This window comes from Cellulosimicrobium sp. 4261 (genome assembly GCF_040546915.1).
In the GTDB taxonomy this organism is placed as follows: Bacteria; Actinomycetota; Actinomycetes; order Actinomycetales; family Cellulomonadaceae; genus Cellulosimicrobium; species Cellulosimicrobium cinnabarinum.
Genome location: NZ_JBEPOQ010000004.1, coordinates 226,184 through 253,182, shown reverse-complemented (window position 1 = coordinate 253,182; position 26,999 = coordinate 226,184). Strand labels below are relative to the sequence as shown.

The 26,999-nt window shown below is 72.6% G+C and carries 22 protein-coding genes; 14 read left to right on the top strand and 8 right to left on the bottom strand.

Annotated features, from left to right (window positions below):
• The first annotated feature begins 4 nt into the window (after nucleotides 1-4).
• Nucleotides 5-4,015: a ThuA domain-containing protein gene (locus ABIE39_RS07475; protein ID WP_354051123.1), complete on the top strand. Its 4,011-nt coding sequence runs from the start codon at nucleotides 5-7 to the stop codon at nucleotides 4,013-4,015.
• 113 nt (nucleotides 4,016-4,128) lie between these two features.
• Nucleotides 4,129-6,606 (top strand): OmpL47-type beta-barrel domain-containing protein, encoded by a 2,478-nt coding sequence (locus ABIE39_RS07470; protein ID WP_209828916.1) that lies wholly within the window; start codon nucleotides 4,129-4,131, stop codon nucleotides 6,604-6,606.
• A 290-nt stretch (nucleotides 6,607-6,896) separates the two neighbouring features.
• On the opposite strand, the gene ABIE39_RS07465 is transcribed toward ABIE39_RS07470, so the two are convergent.
• The 3 genes from ABIE39_RS07465 to ABIE39_RS07455 form a co-directional block, all read right to left on the bottom strand.
• Complete coding sequence (locus ABIE39_RS07465; RefSeq protein ID WP_354051121.1) at nucleotides 6,897-7,532, bottom strand: glycosyltransferase; 636 nt, start codon at nucleotides 7,530-7,532, stop codon at nucleotides 6,897-6,899.
• Nucleotides 7,533-7,633: 101 nt separating this feature from the next.
• The gene (locus tag ABIE39_RS07460; RefSeq protein WP_354051120.1) at nucleotides 7,634-8,578 is read right to left on the bottom strand and encodes a hypothetical protein; all 945 of its coding nucleotides are present in this window, start codon (nucleotides 8,576-8,578) and stop codon (nucleotides 7,634-7,636) included.
• A gap of 128 nt (nucleotides 8,579-8,706) precedes the next feature.
• Nucleotides 8,707-9,957, bottom strand: a complete 1,251-nt coding sequence (locus ABIE39_RS07455; protein ID WP_354051118.1) for a saccharopine dehydrogenase family protein — start codon at nucleotides 9,955-9,957, stop codon at nucleotides 8,707-8,709.
• A gap of 490 nt (nucleotides 9,958-10,447) precedes the next feature.
• On the opposite strand from ABIE39_RS07455, the gene ABIE39_RS07450 reads away from it, so the two are divergent.
• Both ABIE39_RS07450 and ABIE39_RS07445 read left to right on the top strand, forming a co-directional pair.
• The gene (locus ABIE39_RS07450) at nucleotides 10,448-10,729 is read left to right on the top strand and encodes a helix-turn-helix domain-containing protein (RefSeq protein WP_257416484.1); all 282 of its coding nucleotides are present in this window, start codon (nucleotides 10,448-10,450) and stop codon (nucleotides 10,727-10,729) included.
• Between the two features lie 192 nt (nucleotides 10,730-10,921).
• Nucleotides 10,922-11,305, top strand: a complete 384-nt coding sequence (locus tag ABIE39_RS07445; protein ID WP_354051116.1) for a restriction endonuclease — start codon at nucleotides 10,922-10,924, stop codon at nucleotides 11,303-11,305.
• An 18-nt stretch (nucleotides 11,306-11,323) separates the two neighbouring features.
• Here ABIE39_RS07445 and ABIE39_RS07440 read toward each other — a convergent pair whose 3' ends face one another.
• From ABIE39_RS07440 to ABIE39_RS07430, 3 genes are all read right to left on the bottom strand, one after another.
• The gene (locus ABIE39_RS07440) at nucleotides 11,324-12,211 is read right to left on the bottom strand and encodes an HNH endonuclease (RefSeq protein ID WP_175009661.1); all 888 of its coding nucleotides are present in this window, start codon (nucleotides 12,209-12,211) and stop codon (nucleotides 11,324-11,326) included.
• Between the two features lie 104 nt (nucleotides 12,212-12,315).
• Nucleotides 12,316-12,969, bottom strand: a complete 654-nt coding sequence (locus ABIE39_RS07435) for a response regulator (RefSeq protein WP_354051114.1) — start codon at nucleotides 12,967-12,969, stop codon at nucleotides 12,316-12,318.
• 73 nt (nucleotides 12,970-13,042) lie between these two features.
• Complete coding sequence (locus ABIE39_RS07430; RefSeq protein WP_021481974.1) at nucleotides 13,043-13,780, bottom strand: FadR/GntR family transcriptional regulator; 738 nt, start codon at nucleotides 13,778-13,780, stop codon at nucleotides 13,043-13,045.
• A gap of 235 nt (nucleotides 13,781-14,015) precedes the next feature.
• Here ABIE39_RS07430 and ABIE39_RS07425 point away from each other — a divergent pair, with 235 nt between their 5' ends.
• The 8 genes from ABIE39_RS07425 (at nucleotide 14,016) to ABIE39_RS07390 (ending at nucleotide 22,904) form a co-directional block, all read left to right on the top strand.
• On the top strand, nucleotides 14,016-15,014 hold the full coding sequence (locus tag ABIE39_RS07425) for a zinc-dependent alcohol dehydrogenase (RefSeq protein WP_354051112.1): 999 nt from the start codon (nucleotides 14,016-14,018) through the stop codon (nucleotides 15,012-15,014).
• On the top strand, nucleotides 15,011-15,595 hold the full coding sequence (locus ABIE39_RS07420) for a TRAP transporter small permease (protein WP_074803496.1): 585 nt from the start codon (nucleotides 15,011-15,013) through the stop codon (nucleotides 15,593-15,595). The genes ABIE39_RS07425 and ABIE39_RS07420 overlap by 4 nt, the downstream gene beginning before the upstream one ends.
• 3 nt (nucleotides 15,596-15,598) lie before the next feature.
• Nucleotides 15,599-16,855, top strand: a complete 1,257-nt coding sequence (locus ABIE39_RS07415) for a TRAP transporter large permease (protein ID WP_209828853.1) — start codon at nucleotides 15,599-15,601, stop codon at nucleotides 16,853-16,855.
• Between the two features lie 95 nt (nucleotides 16,856-16,950).
• Nucleotides 16,951-17,958 (top strand): TRAP transporter substrate-binding protein, encoded by a 1,008-nt coding sequence (locus tag ABIE39_RS07410; RefSeq protein WP_021482372.1) that lies wholly within the window; start codon nucleotides 16,951-16,953, stop codon nucleotides 17,956-17,958.
• 110 nt (nucleotides 17,959-18,068) lie between these two features.
• Complete coding sequence (gene otnK / locus ABIE39_RS07405) at nucleotides 18,069-19,319, top strand: 3-oxo-tetronate kinase (RefSeq protein WP_175009657.1); 1,251 nt, start codon at nucleotides 18,069-18,071, stop codon at nucleotides 19,317-19,319.
• Entirely contained in the window at nucleotides 19,316-19,969 is a 654-nt protein-coding gene (locus tag ABIE39_RS07400; RefSeq protein WP_175009656.1) for a class II aldolase/adducin family protein, read from the top strand. Before otnK ends, ABIE39_RS07400 begins: the two co-directional genes overlap by 4 nt.
• 21 nt (nucleotides 19,970-19,990) lie before the next feature.
• Nucleotides 19,991-20,572: a G/U mismatch-specific DNA glycosylase gene (gene mug, locus ABIE39_RS07395; protein ID WP_061267865.1), complete on the top strand. Its 582-nt coding sequence runs from the start codon at nucleotides 19,991-19,993 to the stop codon at nucleotides 20,570-20,572.
• Between the two features lie 148 nt (nucleotides 20,573-20,720).
• Entirely contained in the window at nucleotides 20,721-22,904 is a 2,184-nt protein-coding gene (locus ABIE39_RS07390; RefSeq protein WP_354051109.1) for a family 43 glycosylhydrolase, read from the top strand.
• Nucleotides 22,905-22,992: 88 nt separating this feature from the next.
• Here the strand turns inward: ABIE39_RS07390 and ABIE39_RS07385 are convergent, their stop codons facing one another.
• Both ABIE39_RS07385 and ABIE39_RS07380 read right to left on the bottom strand, forming a co-directional pair.
• Nucleotides 22,993-23,667 (bottom strand): hypothetical protein, encoded by a 675-nt coding sequence (locus tag ABIE39_RS07385; protein ID WP_354051107.1) that lies wholly within the window; start codon nucleotides 23,665-23,667, stop codon nucleotides 22,993-22,995.
• A 275-nt stretch (nucleotides 23,668-23,942) separates the two neighbouring features.
• Complete coding sequence (locus ABIE39_RS07380) at nucleotides 23,943-24,509, bottom strand: DUF6318 family protein (RefSeq protein ID WP_354051245.1); 567 nt, start codon at nucleotides 24,507-24,509, stop codon at nucleotides 23,943-23,945.
• Between the two features lie 600 nt (nucleotides 24,510-25,109).
• Here ABIE39_RS07380 and ABIE39_RS07375 point away from each other — a divergent pair.
• Both ABIE39_RS07375 and ABIE39_RS07370 read left to right on the top strand, forming a co-directional pair.
• Complete coding sequence (locus ABIE39_RS07375) at nucleotides 25,110-26,009, top strand: carbohydrate ABC transporter permease (protein ID WP_074804259.1); 900 nt, start codon at nucleotides 25,110-25,112, stop codon at nucleotides 26,007-26,009.
• The gene (locus ABIE39_RS07370; RefSeq protein ID WP_354051105.1) at nucleotides 26,006-26,914 is read left to right on the top strand and encodes a carbohydrate ABC transporter permease; all 909 of its coding nucleotides are present in this window, start codon (nucleotides 26,006-26,008) and stop codon (nucleotides 26,912-26,914) included. Before ABIE39_RS07375 ends, ABIE39_RS07370 begins: the two co-directional genes overlap by 4 nt.
• The last annotated feature ends 85 nt before the right edge of the window (nucleotides 26,915-26,999 follow it).

Below are 26,999 nucleotides of genomic sequence, written 5' to 3'. Positions count from 1 at the left end.
GAGAGTGCTTTCCAGACGATCGACACCCCCCACGAGGGGGCGCTCCCGACCGGGGGCACTACGGGCCCTGACCGTCGGCCTGACGGGCGTCGCGCTCGTCGCGAGCGCCGCCGTCCTCCCGGCGGCGGCCCAGACCGGCGCCACCGCACCGACCACCGCGGTCAGCGCGGGCGGGTCCCTCGCGGCGGGGTCCGTCGCCGCCGCGCCGGCCGCCGCAGCCGCGCCCGTGCGCGTGCTCGTGTTCCACGGCGCGCCCGACGAGCAGACCGACCCCGTCGTCGACGCGACGGCGGCGGTCACCGAGATCGGGGCCGCCAACGGCTTCGAGGTCGAGGCGACGTCCGACCCGGAGATGATCAGCGCGGCGACGCTCGGCGAGTACCGCGGCGTCGTCATGCTCTCCGCGGAGGGCATCGAGCTGAGCGGCGAGCAGGAGGCCGCCCTCCAGGCGTACATCAACGGCGGCGGCGGATTCCTCGGCGTGCGCGACGCCGCGCGCTCGCAGGAGGCCTCGAAGTGGTTCGAGGGCCTCGTCGGCGCCCGGATCAAGGGCGCGACGATGACGGCGGAGAAGGTCGCCGAGGCGACCGGCACCGGCCGCAGCCCGGCCGCCGAGACGCCGGCCAAGGCCGTCGACGGCGACCCCAACACCAAGTGGCTGACGTTCGCCCGCACGGGCCAGCTCACGCTGCGCATGGAGCAGCCCGTCGCGGTGGTGAAGTACGGCATCACGTCGGCGAACGACTCCGCGGGCCGCGACCCGAAGAACTGGAAGCTCCAGGGCTCGACCGACGGGCAGACGTGGGTCGACCTCGACACGCGCACCGACGAGGACTTCCCGCAGCGCTTCCAGCCGCGCACGTTCGACGTCGCGAACGAGACCGCGTACGGCTGGTACCGGCTGGACGTCACCGCGAACTCCGGCGACGCCGAGATCCAGCTCGCGGAGCTCTCGATCTTCGGCCCCGACTCCGTCGAGCAGCCCGACCCGGAGATCCCGCTCGAGGAGCGCACGGTCGACCTGGTCGACCGCCAGCACCCCGCGACGGCGGACCTCCCGCTCACGTGGGACCGCGAGGACCGGTGGCTCGACTGGGCCGACGACCCGACCGGTGACGTGCACACGGTCGCGACGCTCGAGCCCGGCCCCGACGCCGGCCCGACGACGAACCCGTTCCAGCCCGTCTCGTGGTGCCGCGACTACGACGGCGGCCGGTCGTTCTTCACCGGCATGGGCGGCACGCCCGAGAGCTGGGCGGACGCGACGTTCCGCGAGCACCTGCTCGGTGCGCTCCAGTGGACGACGGGCGTGGTGCGCGGCGACTGCCAGGCGACCATCGCGTCGAACTACAAGGCGGAGCGCCTCTCCCAGGTGAACACGGCCGGCACGCTCGACCAGAACGGCGAGCAGCACGGCCTGACGATCGCCCCCGACGGCACGGTCTTCTACATCGGCCGCGGCGCCTGCGCGACCGGCCCGATCGTCCCGTGGAGCGACCCGAACGTGGGCCTCGGCTGCGGCACGATCCACCAGTGGGACCCGGAGACGGGTGAGGCGAAGCTGCTCACGACGCTCGACGTCATGGGCAACCGCGGCAGCGGCGACGAGCTCGTGAAGAACGAGGAGGGGCTGCTCGGCATCGTGCCCGACCCCGACTTCGCGACCAACAACTGGCTCTACGTGTACTGGATGCCGCACGAGAACATCGACCGCGAGCGTCGCGTCGGCTACCGGACCGTCTCGCGGTTCACCTACGACCCCGAGACCCCGACGATCGACCAGAGCACGCGGGTCGACCTGCTCGAGTGGGAGACGCAGATCCACAGCTGCTGCCACGCGGGTGGCGGCATGGCGTTCGACAGCGAGGGCAACCTCTACGTCGGCTCGGGCGACAACAACTCGTCCGGCGGGTCGAACGGGTACTCCGGCAACAACTGGACGCAGGAGTACGCGGGGATCAGCTTCCAGGACGCGCGCCGCACGTCGGGCAACACGAACGACCTCAACGGGAAGATCCTGCGGATCCACCCCGAGGACGACGGCACGTACACGATCCCGGACGACAACCTGTTCCCGGTGGGCGAGTACCCCGCGGACAAGACGCGCCCGGAGATCTACGTCATGGGCGTGCGCAACATCTCGCGCCTCCAGATCGACCCGGACACCGACTGGCTGACCGCGGCCTGGGTGGGCCCGGACGCCGGCAGCCCGAGCCCCGAGCTCGGCCCGGCGAAGTACGAGACCGCGACGATCATCACGTCCGCGGGCAACCAGGGCTGGCCCTACTGCATGGGCAACAAGCAGCCGTACCGTGACCGGAGCAACGAGGACGCGAACGTCCTCACCGGCTGGTACGACTGCGACAACCCGAAGAACACGTCGCCGCGCAACACGGGCCTCGTGGACCTCCCGCCGGTGCGGGACAACATGATCTGGTACTCGCCCTCGGGCGGCGGACCGGTCTTCCCGGACCGCGGCAACGGCATCCCGACGTACGAGGACGACGAGGCGACCTACACCATCCCGTGGCTGCGGGGCGGCGGCCAGGCCGTCATGTCCGGTCCGACCTACCGCCAGTCGCAGGTCGACCCCGAGTCCGACGTCGCGTGGCCGTCGTACTGGGAGGGCAAGTGGTTCATCGGTGACCAGTCGAACTCGAACAACCGCGTCGCGGTGACGGTCGACCCGGACGCCGTCGAGGAGCAGGGCGCCCCGGCGTTCATGGAGGACCTGCGCCAGATCATCCCGGGCGGCCGCGGTGACGGGCTGCTCCAGAGCTGGATGGACGCGAAGTTCGGTCCGGACGGCGCGCTGTACCTGGTCGACTACGCGGGCGGCTTCTTCAGCCTCGACCCGAACCAGAAGCTCATGCGGATCACGTACCAGGGCGGGGCCCCGACCCCGGCCCCGGCCGCGTCCGCGACGAGCATCCAGGGCGACCCGCTCACGGTGCAGTTCACGGGTGCGCGGTCCGGCGGCGTCTCCTACCTGTGGGAGTTCGGCGACGGCAAGACCTCGCGCCAGGCCAACCCGAAGCACAAGTACCCCCGCATCGGGACCTACGAGGCCAAGCTCACCGTCACGTACGCGGACGGCTCGACGGCCACCGTCACGACCGACGGCTCGCCGTCGTGCACCCTGCCCGACGAGCGCGAGACCGTGTTCTTCGGCGACGTCGACTCCACGGTCGAGAACCTCGACCTCGGCGCCTGCACGATGAACGACCTGTTCCAGGACGAGAAGGAGTGGCGCACCCACGCCCGGTTCCTGGCGCACGTCGAGTCGGTCGCGAAGAGCCTGTACGACGACAGCCGGATCGACGAGCGCGAGCGTGCTCGCCTCGTCGACGCCGCGGCGCGGTCCCAGATCGGCGTGGACCCGGGCGGGTACCGCACGATCTTCGACGGCACGCAGGAGTCGCTGTACGACTGGTTCCAGGCACCGAGCGGCAAGTTCACGCTCGAGCCGGGCGGTTCGCTGAAGTCGAGCGGCGGCCTCGGGATGCTCTGGTACGCGGGCGAGGAGCTCGGGGACTTCTCCGTGAAGCTCCTGTACCGCGACGTCTCCGCGGGTGACCACCACGCCAACACGGGCGTGTTCACCCGGTTCCCGAACCCGAACGACCCGGGCGACGTGCCGTGCGCGGCCAACCAGTCGCCCGCGTGGGTCGCGATCTCGTGCGGTCACGAGATCCAGATCTACGACGGTCCGACGGGCGAGCCGCAGAAGACCGGCTCGGTCTACAACTTCGACCCGCTCGGCCTGAACACCGGCGGCGAGAAGCCGAAGGGCGAGTGGAACGAGTACGAGATCCGGGTGGTCGGCCAGCAGTACACGATCATCCGCAACGGCGTCGTCATCAACGAGTGGGAGAACACCCCGGGACAGCAGTCGTCCCGCGCCGGTGACCCGCCGACCGACCTGCGCCAGTTCGACAGCGGGTTCATCGGGCTCCAGAACCACGGGAACGCGGACCTCATCGAGTTCCGCGACATCCGGGTCGCGGACCTGTAGCACCGCCGGGCGGGGGCGGCCGGTCAGGCCGTCCCCGCCCGTACCCCGCAGTCCGACAGCACCCCAGAACTCCCAGAACCTTCCCCGAGACACCCCCCGAGGAGTGCACCCTCATGGAACGACGTACCAGTCCCGGCGGCGTCCGCCGCCGCGGCGCGCGGCGGTTCCTCGCCGCCACGGTCGCCGGGCTCACCGCGACGACGGTCCTCACCGTCGCGCCGGCGTCCGCGTCCCCCGCAGGGACGGCAGCGCCGTCGTCCGTCTTCTCCGTCGCCGACGCCACCGTCGCGGCCGAGCAGGTCCTCACGTGGACCGCGGACAACAGCGTGACCGACTACAAGGCCTTCCCGGCCACGGCCGAGGCGGGCCCCGCCACGATCGTGTTCGAGAACAGCATCGCGACCGGCAGCACGTTCGGCATGAGCCACACGCTCACGTTCGACACGTCGTCGCCCGGCTACAACCACGACGTGAACCTCAACATCCTCGCGAGCCCGTTCGACGCGAACGGCGGGCGGCACGAGGCGCAGGTCACCTTCACCCCGGGCAAGTACCGCTACTTCTGCGCCATCCCCGGGCACGGCGAGATGTGGGGCGAGCTCGTCGTCACCGACGGCGGCACCGGCGGCGAGGACACCACGGCCCCGTCCGTGACCGCGCTCGTCACCGGCGAGCAGGACGGCGACGGCGCCTACGTGGGCGGCGCGACCGTGACGCTCGACGCGACCGACGACGACTCGGGCGTGGCCGGGGTCGAGTACGACCTCGACGGCGCGGGCTGGCAGGCCTACACGGAGCCGTTCGTCGTCGACGCCGTCGGCGCGCACACGCTCCAGTTCCGCGCGACCGACGCCGCGGGCAACACGTCCGAGGCGCAGACCGCGAGCTTCACCGTCGTCGAGGGCGACGTCGAGGAGGACACGACCGCCCCGGTCGTCGAGCCCATGGTCATGGGGCAGCAGGACGAGGACGGCGCCTACGTCGGCACCGCCGCGTTCATGCTCCACGCCACGGACGAGGGCTCGGGCGTCGCGTCCGTCGAGTACCAGGTCGACGGCGGCGCATGGCTCCCGTACACGACCACGGTGCCGTTCACCGAGGTCGGCGAGCACACCGTGTCCTTCCGGGCGACCGACGTCGCGGGCAACGTGTCCGAGGTCGGCTCCGTGACGTTCACCGTCGTCGCCGGCGGCGGCGAGGACGACACGACCGCCCCGACCGTCACCGCCGAGGTCACCGGCACGCAGGACGGCAACGGCGCGTTCGTCGGGTCCGCCACCGCGACGCTGACCGCGACGGACGACGCGTCCGGCGTGGAGAGCGTCGAGTACGACCTCGACGGCGCCGGCTGGCAGCCGTACACCGAGCCGGTCGTCGTCGACGAGCCCGGCGAGCACACGCTCGTCTACCGGGCCACCGACGTCGCGGGCAACGTCTCCGAGGAGACCGTCACCGAGTTCGTCGTGGTGGCGGAAGCCGAGGAGGACACGACGGCCCCGATCGTCGCGACCGAGCTCAGCGGCCAGCAGGACGAGGACGGCGCCTACGTCGGCTCCGCGTCCGTGCTGCTCACCGCCACGGACGACGGCTCGGGCGTCGCGTCCGTCGAGTACGACCTCGACGGCGCGGGCTGGACCGAGTACACCGAGGCCGTCGTCGTCGACGAGCCCGGCCGCCACACGCTCGCCTACCGCGCGACCGACGTCGCGGGGAACGTCAGCGAGCCGGCGACCGTCACGTTCGACGTCGTCGCGGGCCAGGGCGGCGACACCGTCGCCCCGACCGTCGACCACCGCGTCATGGGCGGCGACAAGAACGAGGCCGGCGAGTACCTCGACAACGTGTTCGTGCGCCTCCTCGCGAAGGACGCCGACTCCGGCGTCGCGTCGGTCGAGTACCAGCTCGACGGCGGCGAGTGGGCCCCGTACGCCAAGCAGATCTCCGTGCGGACCCCCGGGTCGCACACGGTGACCTACCGCGCGACGGACGTCGCGGGCAACGTGTCCGCCCCGAAGACGGTCACGTTCGTCATCGCGGGCGGCGAGGAGCCCGGCGGCGACACCGACGGCCCCGTCGTCACGGCGGGCGTCAGCGGCAGCCGCACCCGCGACGGCGACTTCGTCGCGAGCGCGCGCGTCACGCTCACGGCGGTCGACGAGGAGTCCGGCGTGGACCGCATCGAGTTCCAGGCCAACGACGGCGCGTGGCAGCGCTACGCGGCCCCGGTCGCGTTCGCGGCCGACGGCCAGCACGTGGTCCGGTACCGCGCGGTCGACGGCGTCGGCAACGTCACGAGCGGCGAGGTGACCTTCACGGTCCTCAAGCTCGTGCGGGACCGCTGCGTCGGGTCGGACATCCGTCCGACGGTGATCATCGACGGCCACGACAGCACGGTGCAGAACTACGACGACGGCACCGGCTGCACGGTCAACGACCACGTCGCCGAGAACGACGAGTACGCGACGCACCGCGAGTTCGTGGACCACGTCAGCCTCGTGACCGAGGACCTCGTCCTCGACGGCGTCCTCGACGACGCCGAGCGCGACCTCGTCATCACGGCGGCCCAGCTGTCCGACATCGGTCGCCGCTGACAGCACCCGTCCCACAGCACGTCCGACCGGCGAAGGCCCGGACCCGCTCCCTCCAGGAGCGGGCCCGGGCCGTCGTCGTCCCCGGCCCACCCCGGGTCCGAGAGACACCCCCGGTGCGCCGAGCACGACGTTGCTGTCGCCTGGGGCGGTATCCCGACGAGAGAGTCGTTCTCGACCGCGCGCAGGGTCGTGCTCGGCCTGCCCCGCTGGGAGGGGACGCCCGGGAGGGGCGTGCCTCGCCGTCGGGCTGTGGGCAGGGCGGCCGGGCTGCCCGACGCCGCGCGGACCGGTCAGGCCGGCGGCTCGCCGTACACCGGACGGACGAAGGCCAGGACGATCCCGAGCCCGCCGCGCTGGGCGAGGCGCGCGCGGTCCTCCGGGTGGGCGAGCAGGTGCCGCAGGACGCGCGCGACCGCCTCGGCGTCCGTCACGACGACGGGATCGGGGTCCGGTCCGTGCGCGGGCCGACCCTGGAGCAGGTCCTCGCCCTCCGCGTGGCGCGCCCGTGCGCCGTCGTGCAGCTCGACCCGGAGCGACGGGCGCCCCTCGCCCCGGACGACGTGGACGCGCGCGACGTCGTCCCACCGCACGACGACCCGGACCACCTCCGCGCGGCCCACCGGGAGCTCGACCTCGTGCGGCCGCAGCACGACCGCGTGCTTCGACGGCCCGCGCACGTACGCCAGCAGCCCGCCGCCGAAGGCGAGGGCGACGATGCCGATCAGGGCGGCCGCGAACCCCTCGTCGTTCCGCAGGAGCCACACCGCGAACGCCACCGCGCCGCCGCACAGCGCGAGCAGGATCAGCAGCACCGCGAGGTAGTCGACGACGGGCGTCAGGCGCTCGCGACCACGGACGCCGCCGCGCACCGCGGTCCACACCATCGTCGGCCGGTACGGCTGCCGGGGTCGGCGGCTGCTGCTCACGGAGGACAGTCTGCCGGGTCGGCGCCGAGCACGACGTCGCTGTCGTTCTCGCGGCGATCCCGCCAGCAACCTCGTGCTCGGCGGCTCGGGGGCTCGTCGGTTCAGGAGCCGCCGAGGAGCATCCGCTTGGCGGCGGTGAACTCGTCGTCGGTGAGGGAGCCCGCGGCGTGCAGGCTCGCGAGCTCGGCGAGCGCCGCGGCGACGCCGTGCTGCACGGTCACCTCGGGGGTGCCCGCGCCGCGGGTCATCCGGGTCGTCGTGTACGTGGTCGTCGTCGAGGACGACGATCGCGTGGGCGAGCCCCACGCGGGGGCTTCCGCGTCGCTCGTCGGGTCGTCGGCGACCGGTGCGTCGGCGACGGTCGCGCCCGCGGCCCGGGCGGCGTCGTGCAGCGCGCGCGTGCGGTCGCGGCGGGCCTGCACCACGACCCGCTCCCCGGGCAGGCGCCAGACGACCACGGGGTCGCCGGTCTGCGGGACCTCCGACGGGAGGAGGTTCGTGACCGGGGCGAGGCGCGTGACCGTCGTCGTCAGCGCCCCGTGCCGGACGCGCACGGCGCAGTGCGCGACGCCGCCCGACTCCGTCCGATCCGTGACCGACGCCGTCACGACCCCGGCCTCGCGCGTCGCCGCCAGGCGGTCGCGGTGGTACTGCGCGTAGAGCGGGGCGTCGTCGCGCGACCGGCGCAGCGACCGCGCGTAGCCCGCCCACATCGGGCCGAGGAAGACCCACGGGAAGATCGTCCACACGACGTTCCAGAACCACGGGAAGAAGCCGTCGTGGTCCCACGCGTTGACCGTCACGAGCCAGACGAACCCGCCCGACAGCAGCGCGAGCAGCACCCCGTTGCGGATCTTCGTCCCGACGCCCGACGGCGGCTCCATGAGCCCCTCGGGCGTGCGCGGCAGGTCGTCGACGGACTCGTCGTTGCCCACCAGCCGCAGGATGGCCTTCGGGTCGGCGGTCTTGCGCGCGAGCGCGGCGGACGGCGGCAGGGGGGATTCGTCATGAGGGGCGGACGGCGCCCCCATCGTGTGGTCAGACATCACCCCGATCCTACGATCGCCCCGCCCCACCGGGCCCACCCCTCTCCAGGCGAACACGGGGATGGCGACCTCTTGCGGCTGTTTCTGGTCGGCAACCCCGTGGTCGACGGGCGGTGAGGGCGTGGTGGTCAGCGGTTGGTTGTCACCGTCGTGCCGGCGGCGCGGGTTGCGGCCAGCAGCGAGTGGAGGCCGAACGCCTGGACCGGGCCTAGCGCTCCCGTCCCGTTCGTCTCGCCGGCCGCTGCTCGGGTCGCGCCCCACGCGAGGTAGTGGGCCGTGAGGTCGTACGCGTCGGGACCGTCGAGCCGGGCCCGACGCAGTACCTTGCCCTCGGCGTCGCGCGCCACCGCGAGCACGTGCGTGCGCGACGCCGCGCGGGCCGCCTCGTCCGGACCGCCGCTCGACCCGCTGCGCGAGCGGGCGAAGCGCCGCAGGCCGTCGCCCAGCCCGGGGACGCGCAGCGCGGCCGTCGCGACCGCCGTCGCCACGGGCGCGAGCCGCACCGCGGGGCCGGACACGCCCAGCGCCACCTCGACGTCGCGCAGCCCCGGCGCGAAGCCGGGGAGCGTGAACGGCTCCGTCCCACCCGCGGTGACACCGCGCACGCGCCGTCCGGGGCCGACGTCGAACGTGACGACGCGCGCCGCGACGCGCTCGGTCCGGAGGTCGCCGTCGCGCCACGCGTACGACGGCTCGAGCGCCGTCTCCAGCGCGCTCACGCGCGTGCCCCCGCTCACTCCGCCGCCCGTGGGGAAGTAGCCGATCTCCAGGCGCACCGCGTCGGCGCCCTCGTCCTGGAGCGCGAGCGCCCCCGCGAGGTTGCCCGGCACCCAGTCGTGGCCGAACGCCGTGAGCAGCGCCGCACGCGTGCGCCGGGCGCGCGGGCCGAGCTCGTCGAACACGCGCCGGATGAACGCCGGCTCGCCCGTCGAGTCCAGGTACACCGCGCCCGCGTCGATCGCGGCCTCGACCGCCGGACCGCCGTGCCGCCCGAACGGCCCGACCGTCGAGATCAGCACGTCGCCCGGCCCGACCAGCGCACGCACGGTCCGCGCGTCGTCGACGTCGGCGACCGCGGTCTCGAGCGGCGTGCGCGCCGAGGTGACCGACGACGGGCTCCCGGCCTCGAGCGAGCCCGTGGGCTCTGCGCGGTGGCGGGGCGCTGCGGATGGTGCCGTTGCGGACGGTGCCGCCGCGGTCCGTGCCGTCGCGGCGAGGTCCGCGGCGAGCGCGTCCAGGCGGTCCTGGGACCGACCCGCGAGCACGGGCCGGGCGCCGCGGGCCACGAGCTCGTGCGCGACGAGCGTGCCCGTGTAGCCCGTCGCGCCGAGGAGCACGATGCGGCCCGTCGCCGGGGGAGGGGTCGGGGCGTCGGTCATGGGGTCACCTTTCGCCGGAACCAGGGATCCCGCGAGACTACGGAGCGGTGCCGGGGCTCGCGCGTCGGCGGGGTCCGGCCGCTCCCTGCCCGCGCTCGCCCGCGGCCCGCGTGGTGTCCTGGCGGTATGGACCGACAGCCCGACGATTCCCGGGGCGAGGGCAGATCGCCCGACGGCGGCGGACGGCCTGATGGGCCCCGGCCTGGGCTCGTCGGTGTGCTGTGGTGCGTCGTCGTCATCGTGGCGGTGCTGGTGATCGGCGTCGCGATGGGACTGCTCGACGGTCGCTGACCATACCGGCCCGCATCCCCTCACGGCGTGCGCTCGGTGGGGTTTGCCGCGCGCTGGGTGGACGGCGGCGCGGGGTGGCTCGCGCCCGGAGGTCAGCTGCGTCTCGCTCCGCGCCGACGTCGATATTGACTTCATTCTCCATGACTTCGATATCGACGTCGTCTAGGATGACTTCACTATCGACGTCATCGGAGGCGGTATGGCGGTCCGCATCGAGATCACGAGTCCCGAGCTGCTCGGCTTCGCCTTGCAGCAGGGTCGGCTGCTGCGTGGGACGAGCCAGCGGCAGCTGGCCGACCAGCTCGGCATCGGGCAGAAGTGGGTCTGGGAGATGGAGAACGGCAAGCCCGGCCTTCTCATGGATCGCCTCTTCGCCATGCTCGACGCGACGGGCGTCCGGTTGTGGGCGGAGATCGACGAACCGGTCGGCGACGACCTCTCCGGGGCAGGCGGGGACGACGTGGAGAAGCTCGATGGCTGACCTCCGCGTCGAGCTGTACGGCCGGCTCGTCGGTCATCTGGTGGGGACGAGCTCGCGCACGTTCGACTTCAGGACGGACCGCTTCGCCGAGCTCCTCCCGGAAAAGGCGGCGTCCTCAGCGACCTCGCCGCGCGAGCGCGGGTCAGGGAGGCCGACGTCGCGACCGCCGAGGAGAAGCTCCTAGTCGACGGCGTGCAGTACGAGCCGATCCCCGCCGACCGGTCCGACGATGAGCGGTGGTACTCCCACGAGTTCTTCACCGATGATGACCTCGCCGGCTACGTTGGCGAAGGCAGGAACGTCATCGTCGACGAGCTCGGGGAGCCGAAGAGATTCGCCAAGTCGGTCTTCGAGTCACTTGTTACGGACTCGGACGTCGAGCGGGCGTTTGCGAACCAGCTCGAGAAGCAGAGTGAGGTCAAGCTCTTCGTCAAGCTGCCGTCGCGATTCCAGGTCGCCACCCCTCTCGGCAACGACAACACCGACTGGGCCGCCGTCCTCGAGCGGCAGGGCGAGGAGTCGCTACACGCCAAGACGGCGGTGAGATGTGTTTTTCAGTTCTGGCGGGAGGAATGAGGGTCGTGCGCTGCTGCGCTATGCGGTTTCGAAGCGCTCGAAGCGCCAGGCGAGCAGCTCTCGGTCAGGACGCTCCGAATAGCGACGCGGCACGCTGAGCTGTCGCCCGTGCATCTCCTGCAGCCCATGTTTGAGCATGGGACCGTCAATCTCTCGGAGGAGTTCGAGCGCGATCCGGACCTCGCCGTCAGGCGTGACGCCCAGCATGTTCTGGTCGTACGCGGCGTGATGGATCTTGCAGAGGGCGAGTCCGTTGTTCACGGTCGGCAGTCCATGTTTCTCGCTGTCCGGGACGATGTGCGCCGCGTCGAGCAGCGCCCCGTGCTTGAGCTCGCAAATCGCGCACCGGGTCTCGTAGGCGACGAGGACGCGGGTGCGGAACGCCGGCTGGTGCAGTCGCTGCTTGGCGAGCCGGAGCGCGTACTCGCGCTGCGGCGTCGTGAGATGGGCCGGGTCCGGGATGAACCGGAAGGCCTCGTCGAGAGCGATGAGGAACTGGCTGTTCTCCGGCTCGTCGTCCACGACGTACACCGGGGCGACCGGGGTGTAGATGTTCGGGACTTCCTTGCGGAACAGGATGAGCGGCATCCCGCTCGTCATCGCCTCGCGCAGCTTGCGGTTGTCGCCGCTCCACGGGTCACCGGCGCGGTACGCGTAGTGGAGGAGGCCGTCCTCGGACTCGGTGTCGTCGTACGGTCCGCTCGCCGAGCTGACGATCGACAGCGTCGAGGAGAAGCTCTGCGGGTTGCGGATGCCGCGCGAGTAGTCGATGACCGGGAGCTTGCGGCCGTCGATGTGGAAGTCGAGCAGCTCGTCCCGGTGGAGGAATCCGCCGTTCGCCTCGGCCCGGTCGTGCACCCACTGGATGATGCGGGTGCGCAGCGCGGCTTCGACGGCAGAGTCCATGCCGGCAGCTCACCAGGCGGCCCGCAAACGGGCAAGTGTCCGTCGGGTGAAGTTCGCCGAGAGTGCCCGTTTCGTCTGACGGGTTCGACAGCTCCCGCCAGCGGCTACGCGCTGTTGCCAGCCGACTGCGACACCAGCACCGCGAGCTGCACGCGGTTCGTGACGCCGAGCTTCGCGCTCGCCGCGGAGAGGTGGGTCTTGACCGTCGCTTCGCTCACGTACAGCCGCTGCGCGATCTCGGGGTTGGACAGGCCCTGCGCCACGAGTCGCGCGACGTCGAGCTCGCGCTCGGTGAGGGTCGCGACCTGCTGTGCGGCCTCCCTGCGTCCCGCCGCGCCGGGCGCGGCGGTGACCTGCGCCATGACGACGCGCGCCGCGCGGGGCGACAGCGCGCCGTCGCCGGCAGCGACGGCGCGGACGGCAGAGACGATCTCGTCGGGGGACGCGTCCTTGGCCAGGAACCCGGACGCCCCGGCATGGACGGCGTCGAGGATGCTGGACTCCGTGTCGAACGACGTCATGGCGATGACGCCGGGCGGGTCGGGGAGCGCCCGCACGGCGCGCGTCGCCGTCACGCCGTCGACGCGGGGCATGCGCAGGTCCAGGAGCACGACGTCGGGGTGGTGCGCCTGCACGGCCGTCACGACCTCGTCGCCGTCGGCGGCCTCGGCGACGACCTCGATGTCGTCGGGCCGCAGGATGGTCCGCAGCAGCCGTCGCACCATCGGGTCGTCGTCGACCACGAGCACCTTGATCACGCCCCGACCCTAGCGGCGCGCGCCCACGGCGCGTCCGCCGCGACCGCCGCACCACTCGTCGCCGCGAGCGCCGTCAGGCCGGGGCGCCGTCCTGGTGGCGCACCCATGTCTCGCGGACCTCGGTGAGGTGGTCGAGCATCGCGGCGCGGGCGCCGTCGGCGCGGTGCGCGTCGAGGTTGTCGACGATCGCGCGGTGCGCGCGCGTGACGACGTCGATGCGGCGCGGGTCGTAGGAGAACGTGGCGACGCGCGTCTCCATGAGCCCTTCGCCGAGCACGTCGTAGAGCATGACGAAGAAGTCGTTGCCGGTCGCGACGGCGAGGCCGCGGTGGAAGGCGTAGTCGTTCTTGGAGGCGGCGACGATGTCGTCGGCGTGCCCGGGGAGCTGGTCGACGAGGTCGGCGAGGCCGGTGAGCTCCGCGTCGTCGATGCGTTCCGCGGCGATGCCGGCGACGGCGACCTCGAGCGTCGCGCGGACCTCGTGGAGCTGGAGGTAGGGCACGTTGGGGCCGTGGTGGAGGAACATCTGGAGCATCTGGCCGACGTCGTCGATGCTGGTGCGCCCGACGCTCAGGCCGGAGCCGGGCGTGGCGGTGACGATGCCCTTGGCGGTGAGGGCGCGGACGGCCTCGCGCACGACGGTGCGGGAGACGCCGTAGGACTCGCAGAGCTCGCGCTCGGAGGGCAGCCGGTCGCCGGGCTGGAGCTCGCGCGCGAGGATGTCGTCGCGGATCGCGTCGGCGACCTGGTCGGACAGTCGGCGCTGTCGCACGATGCCGCTCGTCGGCAGCGTCGCATCGGGCTCGGGCACCGTTCCTCCTCGGGGTGACGACCGCGCCATTCTGCCTCACGGGGGCCACGACCTGCCCGGACGCGGTCCCTGCTCGCGGTCGTGAGACGGGGTTGGCTCAACTGGTATGACAGGATACAGTCACTCAACCTGCCGAGCCGAGCGTCCGACGTCGGGCACCGGTGCCGGCAGGTCTCCCCTCACCCGCACGCAGAGCAACGCGGCTTCCCAGTCGCGGGGAAAGAGCTGTTCCACGATGCGCGCCATCAGATTCGAGACGTCCGGGACCGCCCACGTGGTCGACATCCCGCGCCCGGTCCCCGGCCCCGGCGAGGTCCTGCTCGCCGTCACCTCCACGGGGGTGTGCGGCTCCGACCTGGCCGCCCTCCGCGGCACCCACCCGTTCCGCGTCCCGCCGCTGATCTCCGGCCACGAGGCCGGTGGTCGCGTCGCCGAGGTCGGCCCGGACGTCGCCGACGTCGTCGTCGGCGACCGCGTCGTCGTCGACCCGCAGCGCCCGTGCGGCACGTGCGACCTGTGCACGACGGGCGGCTACCACCTGTGCGCGAGGAAGCAGATGCTCGGCGTCGCCGAGTGGGACGGCTCGTTCGCCGAGCACGTCGTCGTGCCCGCGTACACGCTGGTCCCCGCGCCCGACGGCGTCGCGGACGAGCACCTCGCTCTCGCCGAGCCGGTCGCGGTCGCGGCCCACGCCGTCGCGCAGCTGGGGGAGCGGCGCCGCGAGCGCGCGCTCGTGCTGGGCGGCGGCACGATCGGCGCGCTCGTCGCGCGCGTGCTCGCCGACGGCGGCAGCACGGTGGTCGACGTCGTCGAGCCGCGCGAGCACGTCCACGAGGTGCTGCGCGCGGTCGGTGCGACGGGCGTCCACCTGCCCGACGCCGCGCTCGAGCCCGGCTCGTACGACGCCGTCTTCGTCGCCGCGGGCGTGCCCGCGCTCGTCGAGCGCGCGTTCGAGGCCGTCGCGCCCGGCGGTGCGATCGTCCAGGTCGCGGTGTTCAACCAGCCCGTGCCGGTCCCGGTGGGGCAGCTCCAGGTGCGCGAGATCGCCCTGCTCGGCACGGCCATGTACACGAAGGACGACTTCCGCACCGCGCTCGACGTCCTCGCGCGCCACCCCGGGCTCGCCGACGTGCTCGTGTCCCGCACGACCTCCCTGGAGGAGGGCGCCGCCATCACGACGACCATGGCCGCCGAGGGGCCGGGCGACATCGTCAAGCTGGTGATGGTCCCGTGAGCGCGGCCCGCGCCGTGCGCGGCGTCCTGTCCGGCGCCGAGCGCGCGCTGTTCGTGGTCTCGGGCGTCGCGATCACGCTCGTGAGCGCCGTCCTCGTGCTCCAGGTCTTCATGCGGTACGTGCTCAACAGCCCGACCGTGTGGTCCGAGGAGTTCGCGACGCTCGCGTTCGTCTGGTGCGTCATGACGGCGATCCCCGTCGCGGTGCGCCGCAGCGAGCACATCGCGGTGACGCTGCTCCTCGACCGCCTCCGCGGGAAGGTTCGCCGCGCGTTCGTCGCGCTCGGCTACGCGCTCTCCGCGGGCCTGTTCGGCCTCGTCGCCGTCTACGCCGCGATGATGCTGCCGACGGGCGCGCGCCAGCTCATGACCGGCCTGACCATCGCGACGGGCACGGACATCACGCTGCTCGCCATGTACGTCGTCGTGCCGATCGGCATGGGCTTCTCCTGCGTCTACGCGGTCGAGAAGCTCGTCGAGGCGCTCCGCGGCGACTTCGACACCCCCGACGACGCCGTGGAGGCGAACATCGCCGAGGCGGAGCAGCTCGTCGCGCCCACCTCCCAGGACAAGGACGTCTGACCCATGCCCCTCATCCTCGGAGGGCTCCTCCTCCTCATCCTCGTCATCGGCGCCCCGGTGGGCGTCGCCGTCGGCCTCGCCTCGTTCGCGAGCCTCGCCGCCGAGGGCGTGCCGCCCGAGGTCGGCGCCCAGCGGTTCGTCGCCGGGATGCGCTCCTTCCCGCTCCTCGCGATCCCGCTCTTCGTGCTCGCCGGGTCGCTCATGAACGCGGGCGGCGTGACCCAGCGCCTCATCGACTTCGCCTACGCGATCGTCGGCCGCATCCGCGGCGGGCTCTCGGCCGTCAACGTCCTCACGAACATCACGTTCGGCGGCATGTCCGGCTCGGCGGTCGCGGACGCGTCGTCGGTCGGCCGCCTCCTCATCCCGCAGATGCTGCGTCGCGGCTACGCGCCCGGCGACGCGGCGTCGGTCACCGCGACGGCGTCGATCGTCGCGCTCGTGCTCCCACCGAGCATCACGATGATCATCTACGGCGTCGCCGCCGAGGTCTCGATCAGCGCGCTGTTCTTCCACGGCCTCTACATCGGCCTCGGGTTCGGCCTCGTGTACCTGGTCACGGGCTGGCTCGTCGCCCGCAAGAAGGGCTACCCGGCCGAGCGCGGCGTGGGCGCGCGCGAGCTCGTGCGCACCGCCGCCAAGGCGCTCCCGGCCCTGCTCATCCCGGTCGTCGTGCTGGGCGGCATCCGGCTCGGCGTCTTCACCGCGACAGAGGGTGGCGCGGTCGCGGTCCTCATCGCCGTGATCCTCGGGGTCGTCGTCTACCGCGAGCTGTCCTGGCAGCGGGTCGTCAAGGCGATGCGCGAGACGACGATGCTCGTCGCCGCGATCATGCTCATCATCGCCATGGCACAGGCCTACTCGTGGGCGCTCGTGACCGGCGGCACGCCGCAGATCGTCGCCGACGCCGTGCTCGGGCTCACGGACAACGTGCTGCTCATCCTCTTCGTCGCCAACGTGATCCTGCTGCTCATCGGCACCGTCGTCGAGGGCAACGCGGCGATCATCATCTTCACGCCGATCCTCCTGCCGATCGTCACCGCCGCGGGCGTCGACCCGGTCCACTTCGGGCTCGTCGTCGTCATCAACCTCGCGATCGGGCTCATCACGCCGCCCGTCGGCATCAACCTGCTCATCACGAGCCGGATCGCCGGGATCTCGGCGGAACGGGCGCTGCGCGACATGCTCCCGTGGCTCGGGGTCTCGGTCGCCCTGCTGTTCCTCGTCACGTACGTCCCCGTCCTCACCGGCATGTACTAGCCGGCGCGACGGTCGACACCCGCCACCGGCACCAGCACCCCGGCGGGCGAGGGCGTCCCGCGCCCTCGCCCGCCCCGCACACGAAGGAGCTTCCCGTGGGGAAGAGAACCACCGCGCCGCACCGTCGCGTCGCCGCCCTGGTCGTCGCGAGCGCGCTCGCCCTCGGCGGCTGCACCGCCACGACGACCGACCCCGAGCCCGACCTGCTGCTCCGCCTCGGCCACTCGTACGGCGCCGGGAGCCTGCAGGACCGCGCCGCCAACCGGCTGTCCGAGCAGGTCGCCGACGCCTCCGACGGCCGCGTGACGATCGAGGTCTACCCCGCCTCCCAGCTCGGGAGCTGGGAGGACATGCAGGAGGGTCTGGAGTTCGGGGCCGTGGACATCGTCGTCGAGTCCGTCGGCTCGCTCGAGCGCTACACGGACCTCGCCGCGATCGAGGGCGTGCCGTTCCTCTACGAGGACGAGGACCAGTTCCTCGAGGTCTGGGACGGCCCGCTCGGCGACGAGATCATCGAGGCCATCCGGGAGGACTCCGGGTTCCTGCTGCTCGGCCAGATGTACCGCGGCGGCCGCGTGCTCAACACGCAGCGTCCCGTCACCGAGCTCGCCGACGCGCGCGGCCTCAAGCTGCGCGTCCCGACCCAGCAGACCTACCTCGACACGTGGCACGCGCTCGGCGCGAGCCCCATGCCGCTCGCGCTCAGCGAGGTGTTCCCCGCGATCGAGCAGGGCGCGGTCGAGGGCCAGGAGAACCCGATCGACGTCGTGCGCTTCAACTCGTTCTACGAGGTCGCGCCGCACGTCACGCTCACCGAGCACGTGTTCGGCAACTTCCACTTCCAGGTCTGGGCCGACGCCTACGAGGGCTGGCCCGACGACCTCCGCGCGATCGTCGACGCCGAGATCGACGACGTCTCCTCCTGGTACCGCGAGACGTCGATCGCCGAGCGGCAGGAGAACGTCGACTTCCTGGTCGAGCGCGGCGTCGAGCTGCACGAGATCGACCGCGCCGAGTGGGCCGAGGCCTCGTCCGAGGTGCTCGACCACGTCGACCCCCAGGTCGTGGAGTGGGCCGAGCGCATCCGCTCGGGCGACGCGTGACGCCGTACCGCGGCCCCGAGCCGCCCCGGCGCGTCGACCGTGCCGCCCGCGACGACCGACGACCCGACCGACGACCCGGCCGACGACCCGACCGACCAGAGGAGACACCGATGCGCGGCGCGATCGCCGACGACTTCACCGGGGCCACCGACCTCGCCGGCAACTGGAGGGCCCGCGGTCTGCGGACCGCCGTCGTGCTGGGCGTCCCGGGGCCGGACGAGCTCGCGGACCTCGCCGACCACGACGCCGTCGTGGTCGCGCTGAAGATCCGCTCCGCGCCTGCCCCCCAGGCGGTGGAGCAGGCGCGCGCGGCCTACCGCGCGCTCGCCGCGCTCGGCGTCACGCAGGTCTACGACAAGTACTGCTCGACGTTCGACTCCACGCCCGAGGGCAACATCGGGCCCGTCGCGGACGCGCTCATGGAGGAGACCGGCGCGCGCAGCGCCGTCGTCGTCCCGGGCTTCCCCGACGCGGGCCGCACCGTCTTCCGCGGCCACCTGTTCGTGGGGGACGACCCGCTCGACCGCAGCCCCATGAAGGACCACCCGCTCAACCCCATGTGGGACTCGCGCGTCGCGAACCTGCTCGCGGCGCAGACCGCGCACCCGGTCGCCGAGGTGCCGGTCGGCGTCGTGCGGGCCGGCGAGCAGGCGCTGCGGGGCGCGATCGTCGCGGCCGAGGCGGGCGGCGCGCGGTACGTCGTCGTCGACAGCATCGACAACGACGACCTCGCGGTCGTCGCCCGCGCGACGTCCGACGCCCCGCTCGTCACGGGCGGCTCCGGGCTGGCCCTCGGCCTCGACCCGACGGGCGCGACGCTCGGCGACATCACCGCCGTCCCGGGCCGACGCGCGGTGCTCGCGGGCAGCGCGTCGCGCGCCACCCAGGCGCAGGTCCGGGGGGCCATGCCGCACCTGCCGCACCAGAAGGTCGACGTCGCGGCGGCGCTCGCGGACCCGGACGCGGAGGTCGAGCGCCTCCTCGCCTGGGCGCGCGAGCGCTGGGCCGAGCAGCCCGACCGACCGGTGCTCGTGTACTCCGTGGGCGAGCCGGACGACGTCGCGCGCGGACGTGCGGTGACCGCCGACGCGTCGGCCGTGGTCGAGCGGCTGTTCTCCGCGCTCGCGCCACGCCTCGCGGAGGCGGGCGCGACGCAGCTCGTCGTGGCGGGCGGCGAGACGTCGGGCAGCGTCGTCCAGGGGCTCGGGGTGCACGTGCTCGAGGTCGGGCAGCTCCTGAGCCCGGGTGTGTCCTGGCTGCGCGGTCGCCGCCGCGGGGCTGACGACGTCAACCTCGTCCTCAAGTCGGGCAACTTCGGCACCGAGGACCTGTTCGTCACCGCGTGGGAGGAGCTCGCATGAGCGACCTGGTCGAGGAGCTGCTCGCCGCCGGGCGCGGTCTCTCCGCGAGCGGGATGTCGCCCGGGACGTCGGGCAACGTGTCCGTGCGCGTCGGCGACGAGGTGCGCATGAGCGCGAGCGGCACGTCCCTCGCGACCCTCACCGCCGAGCAGATGGCCCGCACGACGCTCGACGGCACCCCCGTCACCGAGGGCGACGGCCCGACGCCGCGGCCCACCAAGGAGTGGCCGCTGCACCTCGCGATGTACGCGCGCGACCCGGAGTACCGCTGCGTCGTGCACCTCCACTCGCCGAGCGCCGTCGCGGCGTCGTGCCTCGCTCCGTGGCGCGAGCACACGGCGTTCGCGCCGGTCACGCCGTACGTCGTCATGCGCGTGGGCAACGTGCCGCTCGTGCGGTACGCCGCGCCGGGCGACCCGGCGCAGGCCGAGCGCGTGCGGGGGAGCGCGCTGCGCTTCCACGGGGCCCTGCTCCAGAACCACGGGTCGATCGCCGCTGGGCGTACGGTCGCGGAGGCCGTCGACCGGGCGATCGAGATCGAGGAGGCGGCGCGCGTCCGGCTGCTGCTGGGGGACCGGCTCGACACGCGGCACCTCACCGACGACGAGGTGCGCGAGCTCGTCGAGGCGTACGGGCAGCCCTGGGGCTGACGTCCGGGCGAGGATGGTCCGGTGCCGACCGACCCGCCGTACGCGCGCCCGACCGCCGACGACCTCGCCGCCGCGCGCGGCCGTGAGATCGAGGACTGGCTGCGGCCTGACCTCGACGTGCTGTTCTGCGGGATCAATCCCGGGCTGTACTCGGCGGCGGTCGGGCTGCCCTTCGCGAACCCGGGGACGCGGTTCTGGAAGGCGATGCACGAGGCGGGCTTCACCGACCGGGTGCTCGGGCCGTGGGAGCGCGACGCGTTCCTCGACGCGGGCCTGGGGATGACGAACGTCGTGCGACGGGCGACCGCGCGGGCGGACGAGCTGACGCCGGACGAGATCGTCGCGGGCGGACGCCGCCTCGTCGAGACGGCGGAGACGTACCGGCCGCGGTGGGTCGCGGTGCTCGGCCTGGGCGCGTACCGCACGGCCTTCGCGGACCGTCGCGCCGCGACCGGCGCGCTGGAGCGGCGCGTCGGCCCCGCGCGGGCGTGGCTGCTCCCGAACCCGAGCGGCCTCAACGCGCACCACACGGTCGCGACGCTCGGCGCGGCGTACGCAGAGCTGCGTGTCGCAGCGGGGCTGCCGGACCGCCGTCGGGCGTGAGCACCGCCTCCTGCGTGCCACCGGCCCGCGAGGACTTTGTTGACTCTTGCGAGAAGTTGTTGACTTGTGTGAAGCCGCCCGGGAGACTCGAATCCCCGAGGTCGACGCCGTCCCGGGTTCTTGCCCCTCACCGTCGAGGAGACACCCCATGAAGCTCTCCCTGTCCCGGGCGCGCACGCGTGCCACCGCTGTCACGGGTGCGCTGGTCGCGCTCGGGCTGGTGGTCTCGGGCGCCGCCGCCGCGACTGCCGCCCCGTCAGCGGCGACCGCCGCACCCACTGCAGCCTCCGCCGCCGTCGCCCCGACGATCTCCCCGGTCGTCGACGCCAACTTCCCCGACCCGGACATCCTGCTCGTCGACGGCGTCTACCACGCCTACGCGACGAACGACCAGGGCCGGAACGTGCAGCACCGCACCTCGACGGACCTGGTCACGTGGAGCGCCCCGAACGACGTCGCCCCCGACCTGGGCGCCTGGGTCAGCGAGGCGTGCACCTTCTCGCCGGGCGGCGCCACCGACCGCTGCGTCTGGGCGCCCGAGGTCGCCGCGGTCGAGGGCGGGTACGCCCTCTACTACACGGCGCGTGACGCGACGTCGCCGCGCCAGTGCATCGGCCTCTCGCTCTCCGACTCGCCCGAGGGGCCGTTCGAGCCCGTCGGCGCCGACCCGTTCGTCTGCCCCAACGGCGAGGACGGCACCGAGGACCTCGGAGGCGCGATCGACGCCGGGACGTTCGTCGACGGCGACCAGCTCTACCTGCTGTGGAAGGCCGACGGGAACTGCTGCACCGGCAAGACGGCGATCATCTTCGCCCAGCCGCTGTCGCCCGACGGCACCACCCTCACCGGGCCGGCCACCGAGCTGATCCGCGTCGACACGGCGTACGAGGGCCGCGTCGTCGAGGCGCCGACGGTCGTCGAGCGCGACGGCACCTACTACCTCTTCTACTCCGCGAACGACTTCTACGGCGGTGCCTACCGCACGTCGTACGCGACGGCGCCGAGCCTGGCCGGCCCGTGGACCAAGGCGACGACGGAGCTCATGACGAGCGACCGCTTCCAGGGCGACGTGCGCGGCCCGGGCGGCCAGGACGTCGTCACCGCGCCGGACGGCTCGGACGCGATCGTCTTCCACGGCTGGAACGCGGCGTTCACGTACCGCGCCATGTACGTCGCGGACCTCGAGTGGTCGGCCGACGGCGTCCCGTCCGTCCCGCAGGCGTCCGACCGCTACCAGGCCGAGGACGGCGTCGTGACGAACGCGCGCGTCGTGGCCGACGGCGGGGCGTCGGGCGGGGCGAAGGTCGGCGGCCTGGACTTCGCCGACTCCTCCGTGACGGTCGAGGTGCACGCCGACGCGGCCGGGCCGGCGCTGCTCGGCATCCGGTTCGCGAACGGCTCGCAGGACGGCTCGACGCGCGTCCCCTCCACCGGGACGCTCGCCGTGAACGGCGAGGTGACGGAGACCGTCGTCTTCCCGCACACCACGTGGGGCAACTGGCAGACGTCGGAGCACCTCGTCGACCTCGTCGCCGGCACCAACACGATCACGCTGACGCGCGCGACGTTCTTCACCGAGCTCGACGCGTTCGACGTCTACCCCGCGACGCGCGACCCGCGCCCGTCGTCCCCGCCCGTCATCCCGTCCGACGCGACGCGGTACGAGTTCGAGGACGGCGTCATCACGCGCGGCTCCGTCGGGAGCGCGGCCGGGGCGTCGGGCGGGCAGAAGGTCGGCGGGCTCGACTTCCTCGACAGCTCGGTCGCCCTCCAGGTGCACGCCGACGAGGCCGGGTCGTACACGCTCGGCGTGCGGTTCGCGAACGGCTCGGAGCGCGGCGGGTACACGCTGCCATCGTCGAGCACCGTCACGGTCAACGGCGCCGACGCGGGCGTCGTCACCTTCCCGCACACCACGTGGGGCAACTGGCAGTCCGTCACGCACCAGGTCGAGCTCCAGCAGGGGTGGAACACCGTCACCCTGACCAAGCTCACCTGGTACACCGAGCTCGACGCGCTCGACGTCTTCCCGGCCGAGGCGCCGCCCGTCGACCCGCAGGTCACCGTCACGGCACAGCCCCGCTGCCTCGGCGGCACCCCGTACCTCGCCGTCCGCGCGACGAACGACGGCGACGAGACCGTCGCCCTCGCCGTCACCACCCCGCACGGCGAGCGGGCGTTCGCCCAGGTGGACCCCGGCAAGAGCGCGTACCAGTCGTTCAAGGTGCGCGGCGGGGAGCTCGCGCCAGGCGAGGCGCTCGTCGCGGTCACCGACGTCGCGGGCACGACGACGGAGGTGACGGCCGCGTACGAGGCGCTCACCTGCGCGTAGTCGCCTCCTGACCAGCAGACCGCGGTGCCGCCCGGCCGATGGGCGGCACCGCGGTCGTGCGTCCGCTCACGTCGCCCCGTCGATCTCGTCAGGAGCCGGGGAGGTCGTCGGTCACCAAGCGGGACCGGGCCTCGTAGATCCGCAGCGGGTCGGCGGAGCTCGTCGTCGTCGCGGTGCCGGTGACGTCGGTCCAGCTCGGGGTGCCGGTGATCCGGAACTGCCCGGACCACGTCGTGGTCAGCGTGATCGTCACCCGGTCCGCCGGCTGGTCGTAGGTGTGCGCGACCGTGTGGTGCGGGTACGCGGCGCCCGGGTCGGTCGTCGTCACCGGACCGCTCCCGTCGCCGTAGTCCCAGGTGAACGACCGGGGCGTCGCCCGGATCTGGACCGGGATGCCCAGCAGCGTCGTGTCGAGCACCTGCTCGCCGGGCTCGGTGTAGGTGATCGTCGGCACGTTGACGACCGTCCAACCGTCCGGTGGCTGCACGACGACGGGTGACGGCGCGAGCGTCAAGGTGGCGAGCGCTCGTGCTGCTTCGTTAGCGAGGTCAGCAGGCGTCACGCACGACTGGTCGGCCACGGGTGCGCCTGCCGCCGACCATTCGCCAGGCGTGCCGTCCGCGGCGACCTCACGGGTCTGGCGGTACAACGCGCCCAGGTAGTAGGAGTTCGCGTCGCACTCGAGCCCTTCGGTGACGAGCCGCTCCCACTCGGCGCAGCGGCCAGATAGATCGGACGTTGGGTCGTCGAGGCCGTTGAACACCGCGCAGGTTGTTTGCGAAGACCGGTAGTACCGCTCAGTAGCCGGGCCACCTTTTGCGCCACTCACCTCATGTGATTGACCACCGCGCGTCGCTAGCTCAGCTTCGACGCGCACCTCCTGGTTGTCGATCTTGCCGAACCCGCTCCAGTCACCGCGTGGGTCTTGGCTGGATCTCTCGAGAGCTACCGCCCCGGGCGTCAACGCGACGTGCTGGAAGGAGTGGGGAGTGACCCCCAAAGCGAGTGAGAGGCCGAGCGCTACTCTCAGCATTTCCCTCATCCTTCCGGTGCCGGAGCGATCTCGACAATCACCCATTCACTCTCGTTGCGGCCAACTTCGGCGCGGACAGGCCGAAACGTTGCAGGTCCGCTTGCGATCTCTTCGCCGCTCGCATCGGTTACAGAGAACGCGGATTGAGTTGCAACTCCATCAAGCGGCCATATACCGGTCGCTGCATCGCGCGCGTATTTTCCTGCGTTTTCGATCTGCAAAGACATTTCGCCGCCCGAGTGCTTCCCGCCATTCTCTCGCAGCCACGAGGCCTGATCGGAGGTGTCTGCGCAGAAGCCGCACTCCGCGTGGGATAGGAAGTCCCACTCGGTGGTGTCGCCTGTGGCGAGCACGTAACCGTAGAGCGACAAGAAGTACTCCGCCGCCGCAGCAGCGCCCTCCGCGTCGTCGCGCTCCATGGCCGCGGGCCGTTCGGGCTTCGGAGGCCCGGTCGTGGTCGGCTCGGGCTCGCGCGGCTCCGTGACGGACGGCTCGGCCGACGTCTCGACCGGCGGTGACGGTGCGGGGTCACCCCCGCCGGTGCACCCGGCGACCAGGCACCCGGCTGTCACGACGACGCCCAGGGCGAGCGCTCGCCGTCGGGCACTGCTCCTCGACCGGAGCGCTCGGGCGCTCACCGTTCCTGCCGGTCGTTCCTCGACCGGCGCATGACGCGTACGACTCACCAGACCCCCTGCCCGCGAACCGGGCGGCGCGGCCCGGACCGGGCGGCACCGCGCGAACGCCACGAACCTAGCGAAACGCCGCGCGAGGCGGAACCGCCCGTCCCGCCCTGTGGACGACGCGTCATGAGGTCTCCACCACGTGACCGCTCCACAGGTGCGGGTGGCGCGGCGGGCACGGCTCGGTGAACGTTGCCCGACGCCCGTCCCCGCACCCACCCATTCCTGGGCAAAACCGGCGCCTTCGCTTCCTATGCTCCGAGTGGCCGCCCACCCGCAGGACGGGTGCCGCGCCGGCCGTGACCTGCACCCTCGGACGAGCGGACCTGTGCTGTGACCACCGTTCTCACCCCGGAGTCTCCGGGCTCCTCGGGCGCGCCGGGAGGCGCGTCCCCGGGCGCGACCTCCCCGGCCGCCGGCCCGGGCACCACCCGCCCCGGACCGCCTGCCGGCCCGACGTCGTCGGGCACCGACCGCGAGGTCCAGACGCTGCACCGCAGCCGCCTGGGTGCGCGCCGCCGTCGGCGGAACCTGCTGTGGGCGCTCCTGCTCGCGGGCCCGAACGTCCTGCTGCTGCTGGTGTTCGTCTACCGGCCGCTGCTGCAGAGCTTCTACCTCTCGACGCTCCAGTGGAACCTCGGGTCGCCGGTCGCGCGGCCGGTCGGGCTGGGCAACTACGTCGAGTGGTTCACGGCCCCGACGACGGGCCGCATCGTCACGACGACGCTCGCGTTCACGCTCGCCACGGTCGGCGGCGCGATGGTCCTCGGCCTGGGGCTGGCGCTGCTGCTCAACCGCAGGCTGCGCGGCCGCGGCGTCGCCCGGACCGTCGCGTTCGCGCCGTACGTGCTGTCGGGCTTCGCGGTCGGGATCCTGTGGCTGTTCATGTTCGACCCGCGGTACGGGCTGGTCCAGGAGCTGCTCGGCTGGGTCGGCGTCGCGTCGCCGCAGTGGTACACGCAGCGCCCGTGGCCGCTGGTGATGATCGTCGTCGTCTACCTGTGGAAGAACCTCGGGTACGTCGCCCTCATCTACCTGGCGGGACTCCAGTCGGTGCCGCAGGACCTCAAGGACGCGGCCGCGCTCGACGGCGCGTCGTCGGCGCGGACGCTGCGCTCGATCATCCTGCCGCTCCTGACCCCGACGACGTTCTTCCTCGTCGTGACGATGCTCCTCGCGTCGCTCCAGTCCTTCGACATCATCAAGGCGATGACGCAGGGCGGCCCGCTCGGCTCGACGACGACGCTCATGTACTCGATCTACGAGGAGAGCTTCGTCAACGGGCGCGCCGGGTACGCGTCGGCGGTCGCCACGGTCCTGTTCCTCGTGCTGCTCGCGGTGACCGCGGTGCAGATGCGGTTCGTCCAGCGGAAGGTCCACTACGCATGAGCACCGTCGCGCCCGCCCGTCCCGAGACGGCGCCCGCCACGCCCGCCGCCTTCGCGTCCCGCCCGCCGCGCGCTCCCCGTGCCCGACGCCGGGCCCTCCAGCCGGGCGGGTACCTCGCCCTGGTGCTCGCGACCGTCGTGCTCGGTGCGCCCCTGGTGTGGATGGTGCTCGCGAGCATGAAGACGCCCGCCGAGCTGTACACCGTCCCGCTGCAGTGGCTCCCGGGCAGCGTGAACCTCGACAACTACGCGCAGGCCGCGGACTCGATCCCGCTCGGGCGCCTGCTGCTCAACAGCGTCGGGATCACGATCGTGGGCGCGGGTCTCAAGGTCGCGCTGGGTCTCACGTGCGCGTACGCGCTCGTGTTCCTCGACTTCCCGTTCAAGAAGGTCGTGTTCGGGCTCGTCATCGCGACGCTCATGATCCCGCCGCAGATCACGATCATCCCCAACTACACGCTCGTCGCGAGCCTCGGGTGGCTCAACACGTACCAGGGCATCCTCGTGCCGGGCCTCGCGAGCGCGTTCGGGACGTTCCTGTTCCGCCAGCACTTCCTCACGCTGCCGCGCTCGATCCTCGAGGCCGCCGAGCTCGACGGCGCGGGGCACTGGCGCAAGCTGTGGCGGTTCGTCGTGCCGATGAGCACGCCGACGCTCGCGGCCGTCGCGCTCGTGTCGGTCGTGACGGAGTGGAACGACTACCTGTGGCCGTTCCTCGTCATCGACCGGCCCGACAAGATGACCCTCCCCGTCGGCCTCACGCTGCTGCAGAACACCGACGGCATGACGAACTGGGGCGTCCTGCTCGCCGCGACCGTGGTCGTGACGCTGCCGATCCTCGTCGTCTTCCTCGTCCTGCAGCGCCGCCTCGTCGCGGGCCTCACCGCAGGTGCCGTCACCGGCTGACCGGCGCGCACCCGCCCGACACCAGACTCCCCGGCCCGCCCGCAGCGGTCCGGGTTCCCCGAAGCGCACCGAGACCCGGTGCACG